General features: G+C 36.9%; 18 protein-coding genes and 1 pseudogene. 5 read left to right on the forward strand and 14 right to left on the reverse strand.

What is annotated here, in order from left to right; translation table 11 throughout:
• Positions 1-434 precede the first annotated feature (434 nt).
• The gene (locus PECL_RS10375; RefSeq protein ID WP_014216090.1) at positions 435-590 is read right to left on the reverse strand and encodes a recombinase family protein; all 156 of its coding nucleotides are present in this window, start codon (positions 588-590) and stop codon (positions 435-437) included.
• 138 nt (positions 591-728) lie between these two features.
• Between PECL_RS10375 and PECL_RS10035 the strand changes: the two are divergent.
• Positions 729-800: pseudogene (locus tag PECL_RS10035) on the forward strand (hypothetical protein); the annotation flags it as partial.
• Between the two features lie 199 nt (positions 801-999).
• Here PECL_RS10035 and rihC read toward each other — a convergent pair.
• From rihC to PECL_RS08055, 5 genes are all read right to left on the reverse strand, one after another.
• Positions 1000-1914, reverse strand: coding sequence for a ribonucleoside hydrolase RihC (gene rihC, locus PECL_RS08035; protein ID WP_014216091.1), 915 nt, complete (start codon positions 1912-1914; stop codon positions 1000-1002).
• Positions 1915-2016: 102 nt separating this feature from the next.
• Entirely contained in the window at positions 2017-3300 is a 1284-nt protein-coding gene (locus tag PECL_RS08040) for a NupC/NupG family nucleoside CNT transporter (protein ID WP_014216092.1), read from the reverse strand.
• A gap of 145 nt (positions 3301-3445) precedes the next feature.
• The gene (locus PECL_RS08045; RefSeq protein ID WP_014216093.1) at positions 3446-5800 is read right to left on the reverse strand and encodes an ATP-dependent DNA helicase; all 2355 of its coding nucleotides are present in this window, start codon (positions 5798-5800) and stop codon (positions 3446-3448) included.
• A gap of 435 nt (positions 5801-6235) precedes the next feature.
• Entirely contained in the window at positions 6236-6748 is a 513-nt protein-coding gene (locus tag PECL_RS08050) for a MerR family transcriptional regulator (RefSeq protein ID WP_014216094.1), read from the reverse strand.
• 87 nt (positions 6749-6835) lie between these two features.
• The gene (locus PECL_RS08055; RefSeq protein WP_014216095.1) at positions 6836-8041 is read right to left on the reverse strand and encodes a multidrug effflux MFS transporter; all 1206 of its coding nucleotides are present in this window, start codon (positions 8039-8041) and stop codon (positions 6836-6838) included.
• Positions 8042-8162: 121 nt separating this feature from the next.
• On the opposite strand from PECL_RS08055, the gene rlmD reads away from it, so the two are divergent.
• Entirely contained in the window at positions 8163-9569 is a 1407-nt protein-coding gene (gene rlmD, locus PECL_RS08060) for a 23S rRNA (uracil(1939)-C(5))-methyltransferase RlmD (RefSeq protein WP_014216096.1), read from the forward strand.
• A gap of 284 nt (positions 9570-9853) precedes the next feature.
• A complete protein-coding gene (locus PECL_RS08065; protein ID WP_014216097.1) occupies positions 9854-11272 on the forward strand; it encodes a C69 family dipeptidase in 1419 nt (472 codons plus the stop codon).
• 292 nt (positions 11273-11564) lie between these two features.
• Here PECL_RS08065 and PECL_RS08070 read toward each other — a convergent pair whose 3' ends face one another.
• The 4 genes from PECL_RS08070 to PECL_RS08085 form a co-directional block, all read right to left on the reverse strand.
• Positions 11565-11930 carry a MerR family transcriptional regulator gene (locus tag PECL_RS08070; protein ID WP_014216098.1) on the reverse strand — a complete coding sequence of 122 codons (366 nt, stop codon included), beginning with the start codon at positions 11928-11930 and terminating at the stop codon, positions 11565-11567.
• Between the two features lie 10 nt (positions 11931-11940).
• Positions 11941-12657, reverse strand: a complete 717-nt coding sequence (locus PECL_RS08075) for an SIR2 family NAD-dependent protein deacylase (RefSeq protein ID WP_014216099.1) — start codon at positions 12655-12657, stop codon at positions 11941-11943.
• A 16-nt stretch (positions 12658-12673) separates the two neighbouring features.
• Entirely contained in the window at positions 12674-13318 is a 645-nt protein-coding gene (locus PECL_RS08080; protein WP_014216100.1) for an SDR family oxidoreductase, read from the reverse strand.
• A 178-nt stretch (positions 13319-13496) separates the two neighbouring features.
• Positions 13497-14372 (reverse strand): lipoprotein, encoded by an 876-nt coding sequence (locus PECL_RS08085; RefSeq protein ID WP_014216101.1) that lies wholly within the window; start codon positions 14370-14372, stop codon positions 13497-13499.
• A 141-nt stretch (positions 14373-14513) separates the two neighbouring features.
• On the opposite strand from PECL_RS08085, the gene PECL_RS08090 reads away from it, so the two are divergent.
• Positions 14514-15092 carry a TetR/AcrR family transcriptional regulator gene (locus tag PECL_RS08090; protein ID WP_014216102.1) on the forward strand — a complete coding sequence of 193 codons (579 nt, stop codon included), beginning with the start codon at positions 14514-14516 and terminating at the stop codon, positions 15090-15092.
• A 66-nt stretch (positions 15093-15158) separates the two neighbouring features.
• Here PECL_RS08090 and PECL_RS08095 read toward each other — a convergent pair whose 3' ends face one another.
• The gene (locus PECL_RS08095) at positions 15159-16100 is read right to left on the reverse strand and encodes a Dyp-type peroxidase (RefSeq protein ID WP_014216103.1); all 942 of its coding nucleotides are present in this window, start codon (positions 16098-16100) and stop codon (positions 15159-15161) included.
• A gap of 90 nt (positions 16101-16190) precedes the next feature.
• Positions 16191-17360, reverse strand: coding sequence for an alpha/beta hydrolase family protein (locus PECL_RS08100; RefSeq protein ID WP_014216104.1), 1170 nt, complete (start codon positions 17358-17360; stop codon positions 16191-16193).
• Between the two features lie 140 nt (positions 17361-17500).
• Between PECL_RS08100 and PECL_RS08105 the strand changes: the two genes are divergently transcribed.
• The gene (locus PECL_RS08105; RefSeq protein ID WP_014216105.1) at positions 17501-17998 is read left to right on the forward strand and encodes a MarR family winged helix-turn-helix transcriptional regulator; all 498 of its coding nucleotides are present in this window, start codon (positions 17501-17503) and stop codon (positions 17996-17998) included.
• A gap of 395 nt (positions 17999-18393) precedes the next feature.
• Here the strand turns inward: PECL_RS08105 and pgmB are convergent, their stop codons facing one another.
• Together pgmB and PECL_RS08115 are read right to left on the reverse strand one after the other, a co-directional pair.
• Positions 18394-19065, reverse strand: a complete 672-nt coding sequence (pgmB, locus tag PECL_RS08110; protein WP_041534795.1) for a beta-phosphoglucomutase — start codon at positions 19063-19065, stop codon at positions 18394-18396.
• A 20-nt stretch (positions 19066-19085) separates the two neighbouring features.
• Positions 19086-21338, reverse strand: coding sequence for a glycoside hydrolase family 65 protein (locus PECL_RS08115; protein ID WP_014216107.1), 2253 nt, complete (start codon positions 21336-21338; stop codon positions 19086-19088).
• Positions 21339-21408: the final 70 nt, after the last annotated feature.

Consider the following 21408-nt stretch of genomic DNA (forward strand, 5'->3'; position numbering starts at 1 on the left):
ATTGGACAATTTTTTAATATTTACATTCTATCCAGCTTTTCTTGATTATCTGTTTTTTCTTCTATTATGTTCCTTGATCAAAGTACTTCTAGAAATTCCAATTTTCCTAGCAACAACATTATAAGAATATTTTTCCTTAAGTTCCATTTCAAGATCCAACTGAGCCGTCATGTATTTTACATGGTCTTCCTTCTTTGAAGTTTGAATCATGTTTTTAGCATATTTTTTCCCTACTGAGTAATTGTTACAATTATATCTCGTTCAAATTTCGCAAAAGCACCAAAAATCGTAAAAATCAAATGGCCTGTTGTATCTTCAATAACGAATACGAACCGATATCTTGTCATCAAATAATCGTTTAATTACCTTTTGAATCTCTAACGTCTTTCTAGCAAATCGATCCTATTTTGTTACTACCAACATGTCACCTGACTTTAATTTTTTGAAACCTGATCGAAAACTGGATGATTGGTTGAGGTCCCAGTATATTTTTCATATAGAACATCATCACAACCTGCTTTCTTCAAATCCATGATTTGCGAATGTAAATCTTGACCCACAGTCGAAACGCGCGCATATCCAATTTTCACAATTTATTTTCCTCGACTAACGACCCGAAGTTTTGAAACCATCTACCGATGCTGTTCTATTATGGATCACAGAAGGTGTCAAATCTGTAAATACGAATATTTTGAAAATAAAAAGCCAAAAAGCTTCCTTACTCTAACGGTAGAATCGAAGTTACCAATCGAAAAGCCAAAAAAATAAGTAGAACTGGATACGGATACCGTAATTGGTAAAATTTATGAGACCGAGTAATTATTGAATTTACAATCAAAAAAAAGAAACCCAATTCGTAAATGAATTGAATCCCTTTAAATATTACTCTCAACACTATTTATAAAAGAGCCAAAAATTCAAAGTATAGACACTAACTGTCTACGCTTCGAATTTTTTAACTAAATATTTTAAATAACCAAAGATACAATTTACATGATACTAAGCCTTCATATTACGAACTTCTTCAATAAACCATTTGTTAAAGGCATCTGCATCAATATCAACACAGACTTGTGCATTCGTGCTGCCACCATGGTAAGCGCCACGAATGTCAGCAACCGTTTCACCAATTGCGGGACCGTCGACAACTACATCAATCCAAAGGTCTTCCGTCTTATAAAATTCTGGGTGCAACATAAACGCCAATGTATTAACATCATGCATTGGTATTCCACCTTCGTTGCCTTCATAGTAGTGGCTGAATAGACCGCCCAACATTTCACCGGCCTTACCAAGAGTCTTAATCGTATCCAGTGTTTCCTGAGTTAAAAGGGCCTTCATTGTTACATCTAAACCAACCATTACAATTGGAACGCCACTTTGGTATACAATTTCAGCGGCGTGAGGATCAGTAAACACGTTAAATTCAGCTGCACTGGTCATGTTTCCCATGCCAATTGAGCCACCCATTGCAACGATCTTTCCAATCTTTTCCTTAACATCAGGATGTTGTTTAAACAACAAGGCTACATTCGTATATGAACCAGTTGGTACAAGCGTAATTGGTCCATCGTTTGCCATAATGACGTTATACAAACGCTCAACAGCATTATTAACTGGGATTTCAGTTGGCTCATAATTAAAATCAAAACCTCTCATACCTGATTCGCCATGAACACGAGCAGCATCTTCAAATGGTTTTAAGAGGGGTTGCTCCGCGCCGCCAGCTACTTCAACGTTAGAATCGAAAAAGTGAACTAATTTCAAAGCATTCTTGGTAGTTTTGTCGACTGTAACGTTACCAGCCACCGTTGAAATTAATTCAACTTCAAACTCCGAACTGTTTAATGCAACAGAGATTGCTGCAGCATCATCAATTCCGGGATCGGTATCCAATATTATTTTGGTTGTCATCTGAGATCTTCCTCCTATTGTGAAAGCGTAAACATAATTTTTATATTATTTATTGTGCATAAAAAAAGAGACATTTGCAATGCCTCTTTTTAAGTTTTTAGATTATTTCCAAACAAAGATTCCGACTAAACCAGCCGAAAGTAGTGAAACCAAGATACCTGAAAGCAACATGTATCCAACATTTTTAGAAACAACGTCGTTCTTTTCTTTATTAACCAATCCTTTAAATGCACCAATAATCATACCAGTAGTTGAGAAGTTAGCAAAAGATGTTAAGAATACTGTTAGCATTGCAAGAAAATGTGGTTGGAATGTGTTTTTAATTCCAGCGACTTTCCCCATAACAACGAATTCATTTGTAACTAACTTAGTACCCATGTATTGAGCAAATTGGAATGCATCATGTACATTTAGCCCCATTAGCCATGCAAATGGGAACATAATGATACCCAAAATATTTTCCAGCGTAAGTGCAGGGTTAATCTTCTTCAAAAGAGCATCAATCAGTGCAGCTAAAGCAACAAAGGCAATAACGTTAGCAGTGATGATCAAGATTAAACGACCAGCACCTAAGATTGAATCTCCTAAGAATGAGAAGAATGGTTCGCGTTCATTAACGGCTGTTTCAGCCTTAACTTCTGATTCAGCAACTTCTTCAGAACCAGATTCAAGCGTGTCTGTATTTTCCGCAGGTGCACTTGCACCACCGATTTTAGCAATTGTATCTTCTTCCGGTGTAACGGTAACCGGGTTTAAAATACTTGTAACAATAATCGCGTTAACGATATTAATTGGAACAGCAGCAATAATATATTGACCGGGCATCATAAGCATGTATGCACCTAGAATTGAAGCAGTAACACAACTCATTGACATAAGTGCAATTGTAACTAAACGATCCGACTTCATTTGACGTAATTGTAAACTTGAAACAGCAAGTGCTTCAGTATTGCCAAGAAACATCATCTCAACCGCAAAGAATGATTCAAATTTAGGTTGACGTGTAATAATAGCTAAACCTTTACCTACCCACTTGATAATCCATGGAAGAACACCAATGTAAGTTAAGATATCGAACAATGGAACAATCATCAAGATTGGAAGCAAGGCACTTGTAACAAAGTTCATTTGTTTAACATGAACCCAATCAGGAAGTGCAAATGCAATACCTTGATATGAAATATCAACTAACCATTTGAAACCATCGGCAGCAGCCTTAACTCCATCTACACCAATCTTCGAGTTAGCTAAGAACCAAGCCAAGAATACATTAATCACTAACATAACACCAACTGATTGCCAGTTGATCTTCTTGCGATTTTTAGAAAATAGGATCGCAACTCCTAGAAAAACAAAAATACCCAAGATATTAATTGCCAAATACATGCGTAATCTCCTTTTCCAAAATAAGATTTGTAACAGACGTTATATTAAATATACCGATATAAATTTATTCTGTAAACACAAAATATAAAGATTTTGCAAAGAATTTTAATGGGGATACACTATATATTGTGGTACGTACCAATCTTCAATTAGACCAAAAACTTTGTATTTGTTGCTCAAGTTGCTCAACCGAATAGGCCTTCTTAAAATAATTCCAGTGTCTGGGAAAAAGATCAGTATATCTTCGGGTTGCAAATCTCTGATCCATTAAAACTACATTGCCACGATCCTTGCTAGTTCGAATCAAACGCCCCGCTGCTTGTAATACATGGTTCATCCCCGGAAGTTGGTAGGCATATTCAAATCCACGCCCATTCTTTTCGTCAAAGTATTCTTGTAAAAGTTTGCGTTCTTCACTTAAGCCTGGCAAACCAACACTCACAATTCCAACTCCAATCAACTGCTCTTCGGTTAGATCAATCCCTTCTGAAAAAACACCCCCAAGTACAGCAAATCCAACTAAATTCTTATCGGATTTCACTCGAAACGCATCCAAAAAGTCTTGTCTTTCATTTTCATTCATCCCGCCATTTTGGATCACAACGTCTGTCGCGGGATTGCGGCTTTGAAATTCCATGACAATCTGTTTCATAAATCCATAAGACGGACAAAAAATCAGGTAATTGCCTTGTTTAGCATTCACCAAAGCATTAATTGACGCTACTATATTCGGGATGTTATTAATTCTTGCCGCATATTTTGTATCAACATAAGTTGTCACGATAATATTTTGTTGCTTCATTTCAAATGGTGAACTCAATTGCATCACAAGTCCGTCTGAACTACCAAATGTGTCCTTGTAGTAATCGATTGGCGAAAGAGTTGCTGAAAAGAACAATGCTCCATGCCCCTTTTCTAACGACTTATTTAAATATGGGCTTGGATCTAATATTTTCTCTTGGATCAATAAATTACCATCATCATCTTTACTCATCAATACTCTATAGCTATTATCATAAAACTCGCCAATCTTAATATACTTATTTCCAGCAAAAAAAAGGTCTAACACACTGCTAGTCAAATCACTATCCGGTTGCTTGGGTAACCACTCTCGTGTAACTTCATTGAAGTTCAGAATTGCCTTTTCAATGTCATCTAGAGGTTCAGTAGTTGCAACAAAGTTACCCTGTGCTCTCTCTTCAAAATTATTTTTAATCAATTTAAGTTCATTATTAAGTTGTGTTAGACGTCGTTTCAACTGCTTAGATTCCACTGCTGAAGTTGATTTATCTAACAATGTTCTAACCCTTACTACTAACCCTTCATTCAGATCAGCTGAGTACATATCTCGTGAGCGGGAAACTAAATTGTGAGCTTCATCAATTAAGAAGAAATTATCATCGTCATCCCCAGCAAAAAAACGCTGTAAATACACCATTGGATCAAACAAATAATTATAATCGCCAATTATCACGTCACAAAAAAGCGATAAATCCAGTGAAAACTCAAATGGATCTAAGCTATGTTTTCTTGCATATTTTTGAATAAGATTCTTCGTTAGTTGATTTTCATTTTCAAGAACATCTAATAATCCATCTTTTACCCGGTCATAATACCCCACCATAAATGGATTTTGGTCGGGTTTAACATCAACCTCTTCAGGAAAAATCATTTTTTCCTTAGCAGTCAATGTTATTGATTTTATTTGCAGACCTTTCTCAACCATTAGGTTAATCCCATCTTCTGCAACACCACGTGTACTTTGTTTAGCAGTTAAATAGAATACTCGGTCGATTTTCCCTTCACCTACCGCTTTTATTACAGGAAATAAAGTTGATATTGTTTTTCCAGTACCAGTTGGCGCCTCAATAAATAGTCTTTGACCCGTTAAAACTGTTTTGTAAGCCGCTACAGCTAATTCCCGTTGTCCATTACGATATTCAGGAAACGGAAAATCGGTTTGATGAATACTATTATTTCGTTTATCTCGCCACTCGTTTCTCAACTTTATCCAACGCTCATATTCATGTACTAAGTTATTAAAAAAATCTTGTAGCTCTTCACGAGAATATTCGTGCTCTTCCGTTACTATTTTATCCGTCGGTCTCTGATAATACGTTAGCTGAATCTTCACCGTTTCGTAATCCAAATCCTGTGTCAGAATTGCACCATAAACTTTAGCTTGCCCCCAATATAACGTTTTAGTATTTTCAGACAAATCTTCAAACTTAGGATCTGATGTTTTGATTTCCTCTATCCACAAAGTATCATTGGCGACAACTCCATCTGCACGTCCATCAACTATGTATGGAGTTCCTGCAATATCTACTTCACGTTGAACATAATATTCTTTTTCATAGCTTTCTGGCCTCTCACTTTGCAATTTTCGGTGAATACGTGCACCCTCAAAAGCAGTATTTTGACTATTCATTTGTTCGTTTAAGTCACCTGACCGCAATACAAATTCCACCAACTGTCGAATTCCAATTTTAGGTTGCACTGTCTCACCCCCGTTTTCTTATTTTTTAATTATATGACAACGATTCAATTTTGTAGAAGAAATTCTGAAGCATGATCTGTATTATCACTACTTTCACTATAAAAAGAGGCTGTGACATAATTAAAATTCGAATTTATTTTCCGAACTAAATAGCAAAAGTGCGAGAAATAAGTCAAATTATTCCGCTTAAATACGAAAAACGAACGATGAAGCCCATCATCGTTCGTCTTTCGCCCTTGCCAGTTTCTATGTGGCGCTCTTTGCCCATAAGAATTATGAGTATTAAGTTTTGTGAAACAAAACATCTGCTGTTTACGAGTTAGTAATGCTCGTCATTTATCAATTTATGTCTCGCTCTTTAATTATGTAATTCAGATAGTTTAAAGATATCTTCTGTTGATCACTCTAAACTATTAAGCACTTTTTCAATCATTATTACCCGAAATGACGAGCCCACCAACCCTTTTTTTCGGGAGCTTCTAACATTTTTTTGCTTTGTTCAGCAAGATCATCAATCTTCTTTTCAAGCTTAGTATTTTCCTCTTGGTAAGTTTGATTCTGCTCAACCAGTTTAGTCATTAATGTTTTCATGTCTTGCATATCTTTAGTTTGTGTTTCAATGAAGTTCTTCATGGAAGCATCAATTATCATTGGCTGATTTTTATTTGAATTATCGTTATTTACATCTTTGCCTTCCATCCCCAATGTAACTTGGACAGCCTGCTTAAGAGTATGCCGATCTCCCAATAAACGGTTCATTTCTTCTAAGATTTGCATATCTTCTTCTGAGTAAATACGACGACCACGTCCATCATGTTGGAATGAATGCCCATTTCGTTCCATTTCTTTTGCCCAGTTACCTAATGTTGCCAGGCTTCCAATCCGTTCAATCTTATCAACCACATCAGAGCCAGTAATAAATTCGTCTGCTTTAATATCTTTTGCCATTTTTTCACCCATTCGCTTTATTTAGTTTCATTTTACTACAATTAAAACAAGATTTGAATAACAATTTTGGTTCAGAACCGCACCACATCAACTTCTTTTACGCATTCTAAGAGCGAATATAAACAATATCAGTCCAAGGACTTCGCTTCCAAAAATCAAAAATGCCATTGGTGCATAACTTTGTGCACCCATAATTCCAGAAAGTGGCGATGCTAAGGCCCCAATAATATTCATCAATAATCCAAGAACTGCGGAGGCCGCGCCCGCATTTGAACTTCCTTCGATACTCATTGCCATTGAGGTTGCCATCGTATTGACGATACCAACACAGAACACAACCACGAAAAGTGGAATTATTACTAGAATTGGCATTGGATCAACCAACAAACTACCAACCATTAAACAGCTAGCAAAAGTTCCAACGATCAAACCACCAAGTAATAAATCTCTGTTCTTCACGTAATCCATTAGATAACCCGGTAAGTTATTTCCAAGAATAATTCCTAAACCATTGATAGCATATAAAATACTAAATTGATGTACAGACATATGGAAAAATGACTCAAATACGAAAGAGGACGCAGCTATATAACTAAACAGTGCACCAAACACTAACCCCTGTGTCAGAGCAATTAAAACAAAACGATGGTGGCTAAACATTTTCAGCATGTCAACAAAGCTTTCCTTAATTGGCTGACTTCCACGCTGTCCAGACTTCAAAGTTTCTGGAATTGTAAATATTACACCAATTACTACCAAGATTCCAATAATGAATAGTAAAATAAAAATTCCTTGCCAACCGACAAGTGGAAGTAAAATACCACCAATGATAGGGGCAATAATTGGAAAGGCACCATTTACCGCCATTAACATGGAATAAAACTTCGTAAGTTCTCTTCCATCGTAAATATCACGGGCAACTGCTCGAGATAAAACTTGTCCTGCAGATCCTGCCAGTCCTTGTAACAACCTAATAAAAATAAATAACCATATATTATGTATAAATATTAAACTAAGTGAAGTGATCGCATAGAGTAAAAATCCTCCTATTAATGGAATCTTACGCCCATAATGATCACTAATTGGGCCCACAAACAATTGTCCAACGGCTAACCCAATTAAACAAAATGTAATGCTCAATTGTAGGGCAGAAGCTGATGAATGAAAATAGGACTGCATTTGCGGCAATCCAGGCAGATACATATCAAGTGATAGCGGACCAGTTGCACTAACTAGTCCCATAAAGAATACTAACCACACACGGTCAAACTTTGATAATTTGTGAATATTCATCAACCGCTCCCCCTTTTAATCACAATACTATTTAGTTTACATGAAAAGTTGCCAAATTCAAACATAATACGGGGAGTCATCATATGTGATAAAATTTGTAGATAACGAATAAGGAGTTCTAATGGATAAAAAAAGATCATATAATCAAAAAAATAAATACCAAAATCAAAGACTGCGTGTGGGTGACACGATCCCACTTAAAATAAAACGACTTGGCATAAACGGAGAAGGAATTGGCTATTTTCAACGGACAATTTGTTTTATAAAGGGAGCCCTTCCTGGCGAACAAGTCATTGCCAAAATCACTGATATTAAACCACGTTTTATTATCGGAGAAACTGCAAAAATAAAAATGGTAAGCCCTGATCGAGTTGAACCACGCGACAGCTTTGCAAATAATGTAGGTGGATTCGAACTAGAACATTTATCTTACGCTGCGCAGCTTGAATTTAAACGAGATGTAATCAAGCAATCACTAGCTAAATTTCGTCCAGAAGGCTACAAACAATTTGATCTTCGTCCAACGATTGGAATGGATGATCCTACTGGCTACCGTAATAAGGCCCAGTTCCAGGTTCGTCGCTTAGATGGCAAGGTACTAGCAGGAATGTATACAGAGGGTTCACACGACTTAGTAGACTTGCCCGAAGTAAGTGTACAGCATCCACTTACGATGCAAATCATGCGTTTCATCGTTGATCTTTTAGATAAATACAGTGTAAGCGTCTATAACGAACGGAAGAATATTGGCGACGTCAAGACTATCATAGTTCGTGTAGCAGTTGAAACCAATCAAGCACAAGTTGTGTTTGTAACTAATTCAACAAAACTTCCTTATAGGGACGAGATGGTAGAAGATCTTCAAGCCAAGTTTCCTGAAATCAAATCAATTATGCAAAACATTAATTCTGGGCGGAATTCATTAATTTGGGGTGACAATACTCAAAACATCGCTGGGGATTCATTCATTACAGAAAAAATGGATGGTCTTTCATTTAAGTTATCTGCCCGCGCGTTTTTCCAATTAAACCCTTACCAAACAGTAAAACTTTATAACGAAGCTCGAAAGGCCCTTGAGTTATCTGATAATGATAACCTTGTAGATGCATATTCCGGAGTTGGTACTATCGGTTTATCTCTAGCTAAAAAGGCAAAAGAAGTTCGTGGTATGGATACCATTGCTGAGGCCGTAGAAGATGCTAATGAAAATGCCAAACTGAATGGCATTGATAATGCGCATTATGAAACTGGAGCTGCCGAAAAACTGTTACCAAAATGGTTGCAAGAAGGATTTAAGCCAGACTCACTCGTTGTTGATCCACCACGAGTTGGTTTAGAGGGGCGTCTAATTCAGGCCATTTTAACTTCTCTGCCAAAACACTTCGTCTATATTTCATGTAATCCATCCACACTAGCACGTGACTTGGTACCATTGGTTGAAAAGTATCGTGTTGAATATATTCAATCCATTGATATGTTCCCTGAAACGGCCCGCGTTGAGGCTGTTGTGAAGCTTACTCTTAAATAATTTTAAAAGGAACGTGAAATAAGTATACGTGAGATGAGTATTGCCTCAATAACGCGCTCCAAACTCCTGTCAATTTAGTCCAACATAATAAACGGCGCTGCTTCCCAAAATCCGGGAAACAGCGCCGTTTTCGTTGATACTCGTTGCCAAAACGAAGTTATGTCACAGCTCCTTTTTATTTTCAGGAATAATCTTACCATCTCAAACTCACTGGATGAAATGAAACAACCACAAATTAGTGCTAGAATGAGGTCGTAATTATCTACACATTAGGAGGAATTACTATGTCCATTTCAGAATTAAGTACTTGTACAACCATTCTTGTTGGAAAAAACGCAAGCTTTGACGGTTCAACATTAGTTGCACGTAATGAAGATTCAGGCTCAGCCAACGATCCAAAACGTTTGATCGTGGTTCACCCTGATGTTCAACCACGTCAATACCAAGCAAAAACTAGTCAATTTAAGATTACCCTACCTGATAATCCACTTCGCTATACTGCAATTCCAAATGCTGTTGAGGACCAAGGTATCTGGGGTGAAGCTGGTATTAACTCCGAAAACGTTGCAATGAGCGCCACCGAAACAATCACAACCAACGAACGCGTTATTGGAGCTGACCCACTAACTAAAGAAGGATTAGGAGAAGAAGATCTTCTAACTGTAGTATTACCTTATATTCATTCTGCACGTGAAGGTGTTGAACGCACTGCTGCGATCTTAAAAGAACATGGTACATACGAAACAAACGGGATAATTTTTTCGGATGTAAATGAAATCTGGTATATGGAAACAGCCGGTGGTCATCATTGGGTTGCTCAACGTGTTCCAGATGATGCTTACGTTGTTGCACCTAACCAAACAGGTATTCAAGAAATTGATTTTAGTGACCCAGATAATTTTATGTATCCGGATGATCTTCGAGAATTTGTGGAACAAAACCATTTAAACCTCAACGATGGATTTAACTTCCGTAAGATTTTTGGCTCACATTCACAGTTAGATCACCATTACAACACACCACGTACTTGGTTTGCACAACGCTATTTTAATGCAGAATCAGTTAAGGACATGGATCCGATGAGCGATAATTTTTCATTCATTAGCCATGCGGACCACAAAATAACGATTGAAGATATTAAATATGTTCTAAGCTCACACTACCAAGATACTCCGTATGATCCATTTGCACCAAATACTGATTTCAAAACTGTTCCATTTAGACCAATCGGTATTAACCGTACCCAGGAAATGTGTGTACTTCAAATTAGACCTAACCAACCAAAAGAAACTGCTGCGATTCAATGGGTTGCAATGGCTGCAAATCCATTCAATACTCTCGTCCCATTTTTCACAAATGTTACCAATATTCCATCAAGTTACCGCGATGCTACCGGAGTTGCTGATAGTAACAATGCCTACTGGATTAACCGTATAATTGCCGTTTTAGCTGCTGATCATTATCAAGCGACTATTTCTGCAATTGAAGCTTTCCAAGAAAAGACACTTGGATATGGACATAGTAGGATTAGTGAAATCGACTATAAATATAGCGCCAACAAGGCTAATATAACTGCGCTTTTGGAGAAAGAAAATCAAATCACCGCAGATTTTATCATGACTGAAACAAAGTCGTTACTTACCAAAGTAGTTGGAACCGCTGGAAACCTAGTACCAGGTTCCTTTACACGGGATAATTATTAAAAGAGACTTGAATTAACAAGATAGTTCCTAGCATCACTAGTTCATCTAGTATGGTGGACTTTGTTCAATAAAATTGAATACTCATACGTTGACTATTCCTATGGACCCACCCTGTCTCATAGGAACTGGCAACAAAAAACGAGAATTATGACAGTTTTGAAGTCATAGTTCTCGTTTTAGATTGAGCGGAGGTAGCTAGTTCGTGCAATTCGTTTCAACAAAATAAAGTAGCAAGCATAACAAAACATTTATAATTTGCAAGCTAGGTGATGCTCGCCATGCCCCGCTCTTTTTATCTCAAATCACGAGAAATCAAATCATAATTTTCAATCTTTTTATCAATTACATCAAGTGTCTTCTGTAAAGATTTAATTTTAGCAACCGTCTTAGCACGCTGATTAATTAAAATATTTTTCCGATCAGGTATTGTATTGTCACCATCTTCGGCTAACTCAACATACTCCGCAATGGCACTCAGTGCTACACCCGCATCCTTTAAATTCTTCACAAAAATAATCCATTGGATTGTTTGCTGATCAAAATATCGAATGCCATTTTTATCACGCGGAATTGCGGGCAATGCCCCAATTTTTTCATAATAGCGAATCGTATCAGCTGAAATATTCAGCTCCGCAGCAATAGCTTTGATCCTCTTCAATTTAAATTCCTCAGACTTTCAAATTCATTTGACGTGCAAGTTCCTGAAAAACCTCGTTTGAAGTCGCACGAATGACTAGCTTTGCACCACGATCAAACGAATTCAACTTTGGATTAATATTTACGATAGCTTGATTAGAAGTGTGACTATAGTATCCGTTTGATCCGGTTACAATTGTGAGATCACTTTCCGCCATCCAATCATCAGCCATTTTTCTTTGATCAGGCAAGGTTGCGATGTGCCTAAAAACAGGATCTGGAGAAATTAATCCATTGCAAACTGGACACCTTGGAACATCATTCCTCAATATATTAATATCATAAATTCTCCCGCAGTCAAGGCAATGATTAACGTTTAGGGTGCTCCAAATGTCGGCCACATTTGGAGCACCCGCTAACTCATGAAGATAGTCAACATTGGTCGTAACAATCCCCTTCAGTAAGCCTTCCTTTTCTAAAGAAGCCATTACCTTATGTGTTAAATTGGGACCTGTCTTAAAAATCGGATCAATAAAGTCTTTGTGAAATGCCTTATAAAACTTTTTGGGCTGGCTTTCTAACGTGGATTCTTCAAACAATCCGAAAACGTCATCCATCATTTCCATATCTGGAATATCGCTATCCACTGAAATGCCAGCACCCGTCAAACTTGTAACAAATTGAGCATTATCCATTAAATCTATCAATTCTGCGACTTGTTCAGATAAATCAACTTTTGAATTTTGCATTTTTCTATTCCTCAATTTAAAACCAAGCAGGTTTATCTCCATCCGTACCTGGTTTATCTATACCAACTGAATGGTTCACTTCCAGACTCGGATCTTGAATTATTTTCACAATAAAATCTGCCACACTTTTCCTCGATACTTCTGTTCCCTTAAAAGTTTCACCCTTTTGCGTAAGTTCGTAATCAACTTCATCATTATATGTTAACCACGCCGGCCGAATTAAGGTATATTTAATATTTGATTTTTCAATCACTTCGGCTGCTTCAGCGTACGGTTTAATATAATCATCATAGATTTCTTCATTATTCCATTCACCAAACTTGCCAGGAACTTCGTTGTAAATTCCTAATACGGAAACCCATACCAGCCGCTCAATATGCGCCTCTTCCATAGCTTTGATTACCATTTCAGCCTGTAATTTGCTATCTGTTCCTAATAAGTTAGCATATACAATATCTTGACCTTGAACGGCTTTTAATATTTGTTGATAGTTAGTTACGTCACCCTGGATAATTTTTTCACGACCTTCAATAGGTTCACGTCCCAATTTACTTGGTGTTCTCATAAACAAAGTTACTTGATCGCTCGTATTTTTTAATAACATTTCTTCTACTACTTCAGCTATACTGCCGTTTGCACCTAATATTAATATATTACTCATGACTAATTACTCCTATCCATATTGATATTAGATCTAAAGTAACACTTGGAGTATGCTCTAAGTCAAGAATTTAATACAAAATAAAAAGTGATTTCAATTTAGAAATCACTTTAGCTTCGTGTAAGAATGCTTGAGTAAACTTTGAAAGTCATACTTTTCTAATTAGTCTTTAGTGTAATTACTTATTTTGCTTTTCATTAGTACTGGTACTATTCCCACCAGTTGCTCCACCATTGTTATGGCTATTATCATTAGAAACTTGTGGTTTGCTAGGCTGAGTTGATTCATGGGCCGTCCCACTTTCATTAGTGTTTGACGACTGTGCATTACTATTATGCTCGGTGCTATTTTCGGTTAATTCACTCTGCGTATTCGCACTCTTTTCGTCTGATTTCGCAGATTCTTTTGGAGCAATTGTAGTTGTAGTGGACTTGGAACTATAGTGTTGTTTTGTTTGTGCACCATTGTTAGTTGATGTAGTCGTGTTACTTTTACCCACAGTATCCTGTGTTAATTGGGTATCAATATCATTGCTACCAATATTAGGATTGCCTTCATAATTGGCAACAGTCCTATCCAAGACCAAGTAATCATTTTGAGTTTTAACGTTGGTTATTGTTCCATCGAAGTTAATCAAAAGTTTAACCGGTGATTCTGCCTTCGCTCCAACTTTATTGCCCGTAATGATAACCGTCTTATCACGAATAGTGAAAGTACAATTATCAAGTTTATTTTCATCATCAACCCACGTACCATTAGCACGATGCTTTCCAACAAACGTGTAACCTTGGTCTGTCGTGTGTTCAATATCAATTATTGAAGTCTCAGAGATCTTACTAACCAATGTCTTGTTTGCAAAATATTTATTAAAGATCTGACTGGTTGAAAGCTTTTCAATTTTAGTCTCTTTTTTCTTTGAAGAACTACTATTTTCTTTACTACTTTCAGTTTTAGAGGTTGAAGAATTTGAACTAGTAGTGACTTGTTTGCGACATCCTGCCAAGACAATTCCTGCTAAAAGAACCATTGTTATCACAGCAGATTTAATTTTCATAATTGTTACTCTCCCAATATATTAACTGTCTTTTTAGTATACACTACTTAAGTAGATGCTTCCCATAATTTTTCCTGATAAGTCTGTACTAATTTTCTATTCATGCGTTACAATTTAGTTAAACTAACTGGAGGTTATTTCATGGCTGTTAACGATACCAGAACTAAAATCCTTAATGCTTTTTCAAGATTAGTCGTTGAATATGGCTACACAAGCACAACCACATTGGCAATCGCTAAAGAAGCAGGCGTCAATGAAAGCACCATTTTCCGAAATTTCCACGATAAAGAGGGCTTACTTGATGCCCTTGTATCATTTTACCTAGATGATATCGCTAACGTAAGACAAACATTTGTACCCTCTGACAGTATTGAAGAAGATCTGATTCGGCTTGCCAAATCTTATAATGATTTCGTTAAGGAGCATCGCGCCATCATGTCTATTGGACTTTCAGAACAGGCGCGCTTTCCAGAAATAAACGTGGCATTACAACAATTGCCTAACCGTTTCAAGGAAATTCTAGATAGCTATTTCTCGAAAATGATCCAACTTAGAAAAATAAATCCAGAACTTGACATAGAAACCATTATTCTTGATTTCGTTTGGTTAAATTTTGGACACTTTTGGACACAGGCTCGTTTTGGTTCAAGTTCTATTCAGGTTTCTGATGAAGACTTCTATCAAAAGAACATTCGTAGCTTTGCAAGAGCGTTATTATAAATATCAAAAAATGCTACATAGGAAAACCTAAACGGTGTTTTCCTATGTAGCATTTTTTGATTTGATTTATCTTTCACCGTCTACAATCTGATCCAATACAGACTTAGATGGAATGAAGAACTCTGTTCCTGAAATCGGTGTACTAAAATCTAGGATACGATCGCTCTTAGTAAACATGTTGATTAACATTCGTTTCGTTACCGCAAAATAACGCGAATAACCAATGAAGTATGTACCTGTTTCGTTCTCCGCGGGGTTAGAGAATGGCACATTCATACGAACAATTTTGTGTTCAACGCCACCGTATTCATCCTTTGATGCAATATTATGAGCATTAGGTAGCTTTTCTTCTTCTTTCAGCTCTAAATCCGTATACTTACGGCGTCCAATTGCTTTTTCCTGATCTTCAGTTGAAAGGCCCTTCCAGTTATCCATATTATGCAAATACTTCTGAGCAAAGGCATACGATCCATTAATAAATTCTGGATCTTCATCGCCAATAACGGCATATTCAGATGACTCAATCACTTCTGGGTTTTCAGTTCCATCAATAAATCCGATAATGGCACGGCCTTCTAAATAACGAAAGCCCTTTGTCTCATCCTCAACCGTTGTAAAATCGCGAGCAAATCCCATAATCTGGTCAACAACTTCATAAACAATTCCTTCGTCCGCTGCTCTAACATGGAGAAATAGATCACCCGGCGTTGCAACTGCCGTGTATTTAGGTCCCTTAATTGGTTGAAAATCCTCTAATTCCTTTGGTACATTTGAGTTAGGAAACAAATAAGTCCATGCACTATAGCTGAATCCAAAGGCAATGTTCAAGTTGCCGTCAGCTCTTCGGATTCGCATACTTCGCTTGATTGCTTGAATTCGATCTGACAGTTCGCGAACCCCATCAAGATCCTCTTCATGGTCGTCACGATTTAAATTCAAAATAATAAAATCAACACTTTCACCTGCATCTTTGTAAACATCCTGTGTATCTTTTAAATCAATTGGCATTAACTTGCTCCTCCTATATTAGAATCATTCTATGATGATCATATCATTTTTAGCAGGTTTTTTAAACATAAATATCCCATCTAAAATTCTCTATAGAACCTTTGATAACCACTCAAACACTTTTTGATTGAAGAAGTTTAACGCTCCCAGTTGGCAATGCTCTTCTGCCCCATCTGCTGGTCCAAATTTCATCAAAGTTTTAGGACACTCTAAGGTGCTATACAACATCTCTGGCTGACCCTTAAAAAAGCTATCATTTGTCGCTTCTCCTATTAAAACAGGACAGGTAATTTGGTTGGCAACATTTTTTAGCGTGTAATTTTTAGTTTTATTAAACAATTCTTTAATCGTGTTCGCACCAAAAGTGAATTTTCCATTTTCAATCACCCACCGAACACTTGTACTATGCTGCATCAATTCGTTAAGTTTTACTTCTATTTCCGTGAAATCTCCGCTATTATGTCCACGAGCGGCGAAAGCATCCGCAAAGCTAAATGAAAAAACTCCATCATCCAAAACACATGCTGCTATTCGATGATCAAAAGCAGCAGCACGGGCAGCTAGCAACCCTCCAAAACTGATTCCCATTAAAACGATCTTATCTTTTTTAACTTCTGGACGGCTTTCTAAGTAATCGATTGCTGGACCAACAACCTTTTCCCAATCAGGTCGAAAAGCCAGCCCCTGTTTACGAATCATAGCACCTTGTCCAGGGCCTTCAAAAGTTAAAATATTATAACCGTGCTTCAAAGCATCAAATGCAATCTGGAAGAATAACTCTTCGCCAGTCGAGTCGTAGCCACCGTGCACCAACATCGTGGGGCGTGGCTCATCGTCAATTTTATAGAAATACCCTGACATTGTCGTATTTTCATATGGAATTGCCACTTCTTCGAATTGGTAATCAGACATAACCATTCCTTTAACAAATAAATCCCGGCTCTTCCTCCAAGAATTCATTAAACGAGGATCCTTTGGATCACCATGTAAAAAGAATTCCGCAGAACGATAATAATTTGATGCCTTAACATAATTCTCACTAGCGCTAAGCACTTCACCATTATTTTCAAATTCAGTTGCCCGATCTTCGACGCGTTGTGCCAATTTATTCCATTGTTCAAACCAGCTTTCAAAGTTTCCTTCTTCGATTCCATAAACCGTATTCAAAACTTCACCAATGTCTGCACCACCATAAGGAGCGTATCCCATGGTTCGTAGAGTTTCAAAAGAAAAGGTTTGATCATTAAATACTAATTTCATTATTTTTACCTCTTTTGATTTTAATTAGGTCCCCTAATTAGAACAAATGATAAATCGTTAATTTCAAAAAGTCAATCTATTTAGGTACCCTAATCATTATGGTATAATTTTCATTAAATAAGTATTAAGAGGTACATACAATGAATCAACATTTATCACAACATAAACTAACCGAAAAGTTTTTTTCCTTATCGATGCTATTTAATCTTGAGATGATGGGCAAAGGAGACGTTCCTATGCTGTACCAGGGTCAAGGAAATATACTGATGGCATTGGGGGAACAGGATGGTCTTTCACAAAAACAACTAGCAGATAAATTATCTATTTCCAGCCCCTCTGTAAACGAATTTGTAAATAAATTAGTTAAAAAACAAATGGTCAAAAAAGTCCACTCTAAAAAGGATCGTCGCGTAGTTCAAATTTTTTTAACGGACCAAGGTCGTTTAAGCTTAAAACAGGTTGAAAAAGAAGATTTAAGTGGATGGTCATTTCTATCTGCTGAACAACAGACTGAATTTGGAGAGCTACTTGACGTTTTATTGAAGGGATTAACTGATAGGTACAGTGATCCTAAGAGTAAGCAACAGCTAGCCAGCTTGAGACAACAATTTCTCAAACGTGTACGTGTAAGAGATTAATTACTGCACCTACATAACAACAATCACTCGATTTCATTACTTTAAACAACTATAACCTTAAAACATATGCATATTTAAAATATGAGGTGTAAATCAATACAAACGGCTCCAATTAATCACTCAATTAATTGGAGAAGGAAATGTATGAAAATGAACAAAGCAAAAAAATTCAACGAGATCATCACCGAGTTAGAGCGTACTAACAATCAAATGGCTACTGGACTTTGCTTATGAGGGTGAAAGGCTCTCTGTAGCAATTGCACTAGATAAACGTGTTAAGATCAAAATTACTTAACTGGCAAATCCAACTCTAACCTCCCACACAATTATCACAAAACAAAAAGAGTAGTAAAAAGTAAATTTCACTACTCTTTTCATATACATTTCAAGGTACACTATCTTTTATAATATTCTCCAAACGTCTGATCTAATAGCATAAATGATAAGTCTGAAGTAACTGGAACCACCGTATCAGCTTCATGCAATTCTTGCGCATCTCCAATACCAATTGAGACTGCTCCAGACGCATTAATTGCTTCAACTCCAGCAACTGCGTCTTCAAGGCCAACGCACTCTCTAGGATCAACATTAATCTGTTTAGCAGCTTCAATAAATATATCTGGTGCCGGTTTTCCATTAGATACATTTTCTGGGTTTGCAATCGCATCAAATCGATCAAACAATCCCAATTTTTTTAAAATAAAAGGGGCATTTTTACTAGCAGATGCAACCGAAAGAAGTACATTATTTGCCGCTAACGAATCTAACAGATTCTCAATACCAGGCAAAATATCCTTAGAGGTTAATTTTTCAATTTCTTTTAAATAAACTCCATTTTTCTTGGCTGCCATTATTCCAACTTCATCATCAGAAAAATCATTTGTTTTATTTGCAAATTTTAAAATTCGGTTCATCGAATCAATTCGACTTACCCCTTTTAATTCGGTTTCAAAACTGCTTGGCAACTCAACATCCAACTCCTCCTTTGCTAGCCTACTCCAGGCAGCAAAGTGAAACTTGGCAGTATCTGTGATTACCCCATCCAAATCAAATAGGACACCTTTCATCATCTTTGTTCCTCCACTTATTATTGTAAATTCACGTCTTTACCATCTAGTTGAATTCTAAGTGGTTCACCCTTCAAAAGATCAATTGTTGCACCCTTTTCCTCGACCATAACCTTTAATAAGCGTCCTCTGAAGTTCACATGAAATTGATACGAATCCCATTGCTTTGGCAAGAACGGTTTGAAGGACAATTGACCTTCATCATTAACCCGCATTCCAGCAAATCCTTGCACAATTGCTAACCAGCTTCCAGTCATTGATGTAATGTGTAGTCCATCAACCGTGTCATTATTATAGTTATCCAAGTCGAGACGAGCTGTTCTTGAGTACATTTCAACAGCCTTATCCTCATAATGTAGATCTGCAGCCAAGATAGCATGAACCGCTGGTGACAAGCTTGATTCATGGACCGTTAATGGTTCATAGAAATCAAAATTGCGTTTCTTCTCTTCTGGCGTAAACCGATCTATGAAGTACCAAATTCCTTGCAACACATCTGCCTGCTTGATATATGGAGATCTCAAAATATGATCCCATGACCAATTCTGGTTGATTGGTCGTTGTTCTTCTGGAATTGAAGATACAGGTTTAACATCCTTATCCAAGAAGCCATCTTGCTGCAAGAATATTCCCAGGTCCTTGTCTTCTGGCAAGTACATACGTGTAATAATATCTTGCCACTTTGCTAATTCACTACCATCAACTGCCAAGTCCTTTTTCTTATCGTCGCTAACTTTTGCGAGTGATTCGATTGTATACTGGAGTGTCCATTTCGCTAACAAGTTTGTATACCAGTTGTTATTTATATTGTTTTCATATTCGTTAGGACCCGTGACTCCATGGATCATGTATTTTTGATTACGTTCGGAAAAGTGAACACGATCAGCCCAAAAGCGCGAGATTGCTGTTAAAACATCGATTCCCTTTTCCTTAAGGTATGTTTCATCACCAGTATATCGGGTGTAATTATAGATAGCATATGCAATAGTGCCATTACGATGAATTTCTTCAAATGTGATTTCCCATTCATTATGATTTTCAATCCCATTAAACGTAACCATTGGATACAAGGCACCCTTCAAGCCCTGCTGCCCTGCATTATGAAATGCACCTGGTAATTGATTATGGCGATACTCTAATAAATTAAGTGTAACCTGAGGATCAGCTAATGATAGATAAAGTGGCACAGCAAAACCTTCTGTATCCCAATATGTAGCCCCACCATATTTTTCACCAGTAAATCCCTTTGGTCCAATATTTAGTCGTTTGTCTTCACCGTAGAAAGTTGAAAATAATTGGAAAAGATTGAAACGGATCCCTTGTTGTGCAGCATCATCACCATTAATTTCAACATCTGCCATTTCCCAACGTTCAGCCCATGCTTTTGTTTGAGCATCAACTAGATTCTCAAAGGAAAGAGCTTTGATTTTTGAACTAATCTCAGAAGCTTTTTCCTTCAACTGAACCTCATCAAAATCACGTGAAGTTACAACGATAGCCCTTTTTTCAAAACTTAACGAATCATTTACGGCCAATTCTTCTTCAAAATGATTTGCAACCTCCATCGTTGTTATTTCAGGGGTTCCAGTTTTCATTGTAGTCTGATGATTTATTTGTACACCAATTGTGAACTGAGGAACATCGTAATTATTGGGCTTCGTTTTACCGACTAAGTATGAAGCATCCTCTGTTACACCTTTGTCTTGTACTTGCCAAAATTTTTCATCATAGTTGGAATCTTCATTTTTTACATCAGAATCAATAGCAGAGATAAATTCAACATTTACGCTTTTTTCAGACATATTTTGAACTTCATAACGCAGATCAAATAATTCTTTTTGGGCAATACTAACGAAGCGAGTTATTTTAAAGTGTAGTTTTTTCCCTGACTTTTCGACTATAAACTGCCGAGTTAGAATACCATCCTTCATATCTAAAGATAGTTCAAAATCACTAACAGAATCTGTTGCTAAATCTAACTTCTCACCATCAATCAGTATATGCATTTTGGCGAAATTGATTGCATTAATAACCTTTCCAAAATACAGTGGATACCCATTTTTCCACCACCCAACGACTGTTTTATCAGGATACCAAATGCCTCCGATATAGATACCGTGTAAACTATCTCCGGAATAATCTTCTTCAAACATTCCACGCATTCCCATGTAACCATTACCAATACTGGTCATGCTTTCTTGTAGTCGCTTATTTTTTTGATCTAACTTATGCGTAACTATCTTCCACGGATCAACTTCAAAGATTCGTTGCATAATTTACCTCCTAAGCAAAGGGTCTGGGAGAAAGCTCGGTTTCACTCAGACCCTGATATTTTTTAGAATT

The organism is Pediococcus claussenii ATCC BAA-344, from assembly GCF_000237995.1.
Lineage (GTDB): Bacteria > Bacillota > Bacilli > Lactobacillales > Lactobacillaceae > Pediococcus > Pediococcus claussenii.

What these genes read in the sequence shown, in the direction of transcription:
- PECL_RS08100 (WP_014216104.1), bottom strand. Translation starts at nt 17,360, where the DNA reads ATGAAATTAGTATTTAATGATCAAACCTTTTCTTTTGAAACTCTACGA.
- PECL_RS08075 (WP_014216099.1), bottom strand. Translation starts at nt 12,657, where the DNA reads ATGCAAAATTCAAAAGTTGATTTATCTGAACAAGTCGCAGAATTGATA.
- rlmD (WP_014216096.1), top strand. Translation starts at nt 8,163, where the DNA reads ATGGATAAAAAAAGATCATATAATCAAAAAAATAAATACCAAAATCAA.
- PECL_RS08080 (WP_014216100.1), bottom strand. Translation starts at nt 13,318, where the DNA reads ATGAGTAATATATTAATATTAGGTGCAAACGGCAGTATAGCTGAAGTA.
- PECL_RS08095 (WP_014216103.1), bottom strand. Translation starts at nt 16,100, where the DNA reads ATGCCAATTGATTTAAAAGATACACAGGATGTTTACAAAGATGCAGGT.
- PECL_RS08040 (WP_014216092.1), bottom strand. Translation starts at nt 3,300, where the DNA reads ATGTATTTGGCAATTAATATCTTGGGTATTTTTGTTTTTCTAGGAGTT.
- PECL_RS08115 (WP_014216107.1), bottom strand. Translation starts at nt 21,338, where the DNA reads ATGCAACGAATCTTTGAAGTTGATCCGTGGAAGATAGTTACGCATAAG.
- rihC (WP_014216091.1), bottom strand. Translation starts at nt 1,914, where the DNA reads ATGACAACCAAAATAATATTGGATACCGATCCCGGAATTGATGATGCT.
- pgmB (WP_041534795.1), bottom strand. Translation starts at nt 19,065, where the DNA reads ATGAAAGGTGTCCTATTTGATTTGGATGGGGTAATCACAGATACTGCC.
- PECL_RS08085 (WP_014216101.1), bottom strand. Translation starts at nt 14,372, where the DNA reads ATGAAAATTAAATCTGCTGTGATAACAATGGTTCTTTTAGCAGGAATT.
- PECL_RS08065 (WP_014216097.1), top strand. Translation starts at nt 9,854, where the DNA reads ATGTCCATTTCAGAATTAAGTACTTGTACAACCATTCTTGTTGGAAAA.
- PECL_RS08090 (WP_014216102.1), top strand. Translation starts at nt 14,514, where the DNA reads ATGGCTGTTAACGATACCAGAACTAAAATCCTTAATGCTTTTTCAAGA.
- PECL_RS08105 (WP_014216105.1), top strand. Translation starts at nt 17,501, where the DNA reads ATGAATCAACATTTATCACAACATAAACTAACCGAAAAGTTTTTTTCC.
- PECL_RS08050 (WP_014216094.1), bottom strand. Translation starts at nt 6,748, where the DNA reads ATGGCAAAAGATATTAAAGCAGACGAATTTATTACTGGCTCTGATGTG.
- PECL_RS08055 (WP_014216095.1), bottom strand. Translation starts at nt 8,041, where the DNA reads ATGAATATTCACAAATTATCAAAGTTTGACCGTGTGTGGTTAGTATTC.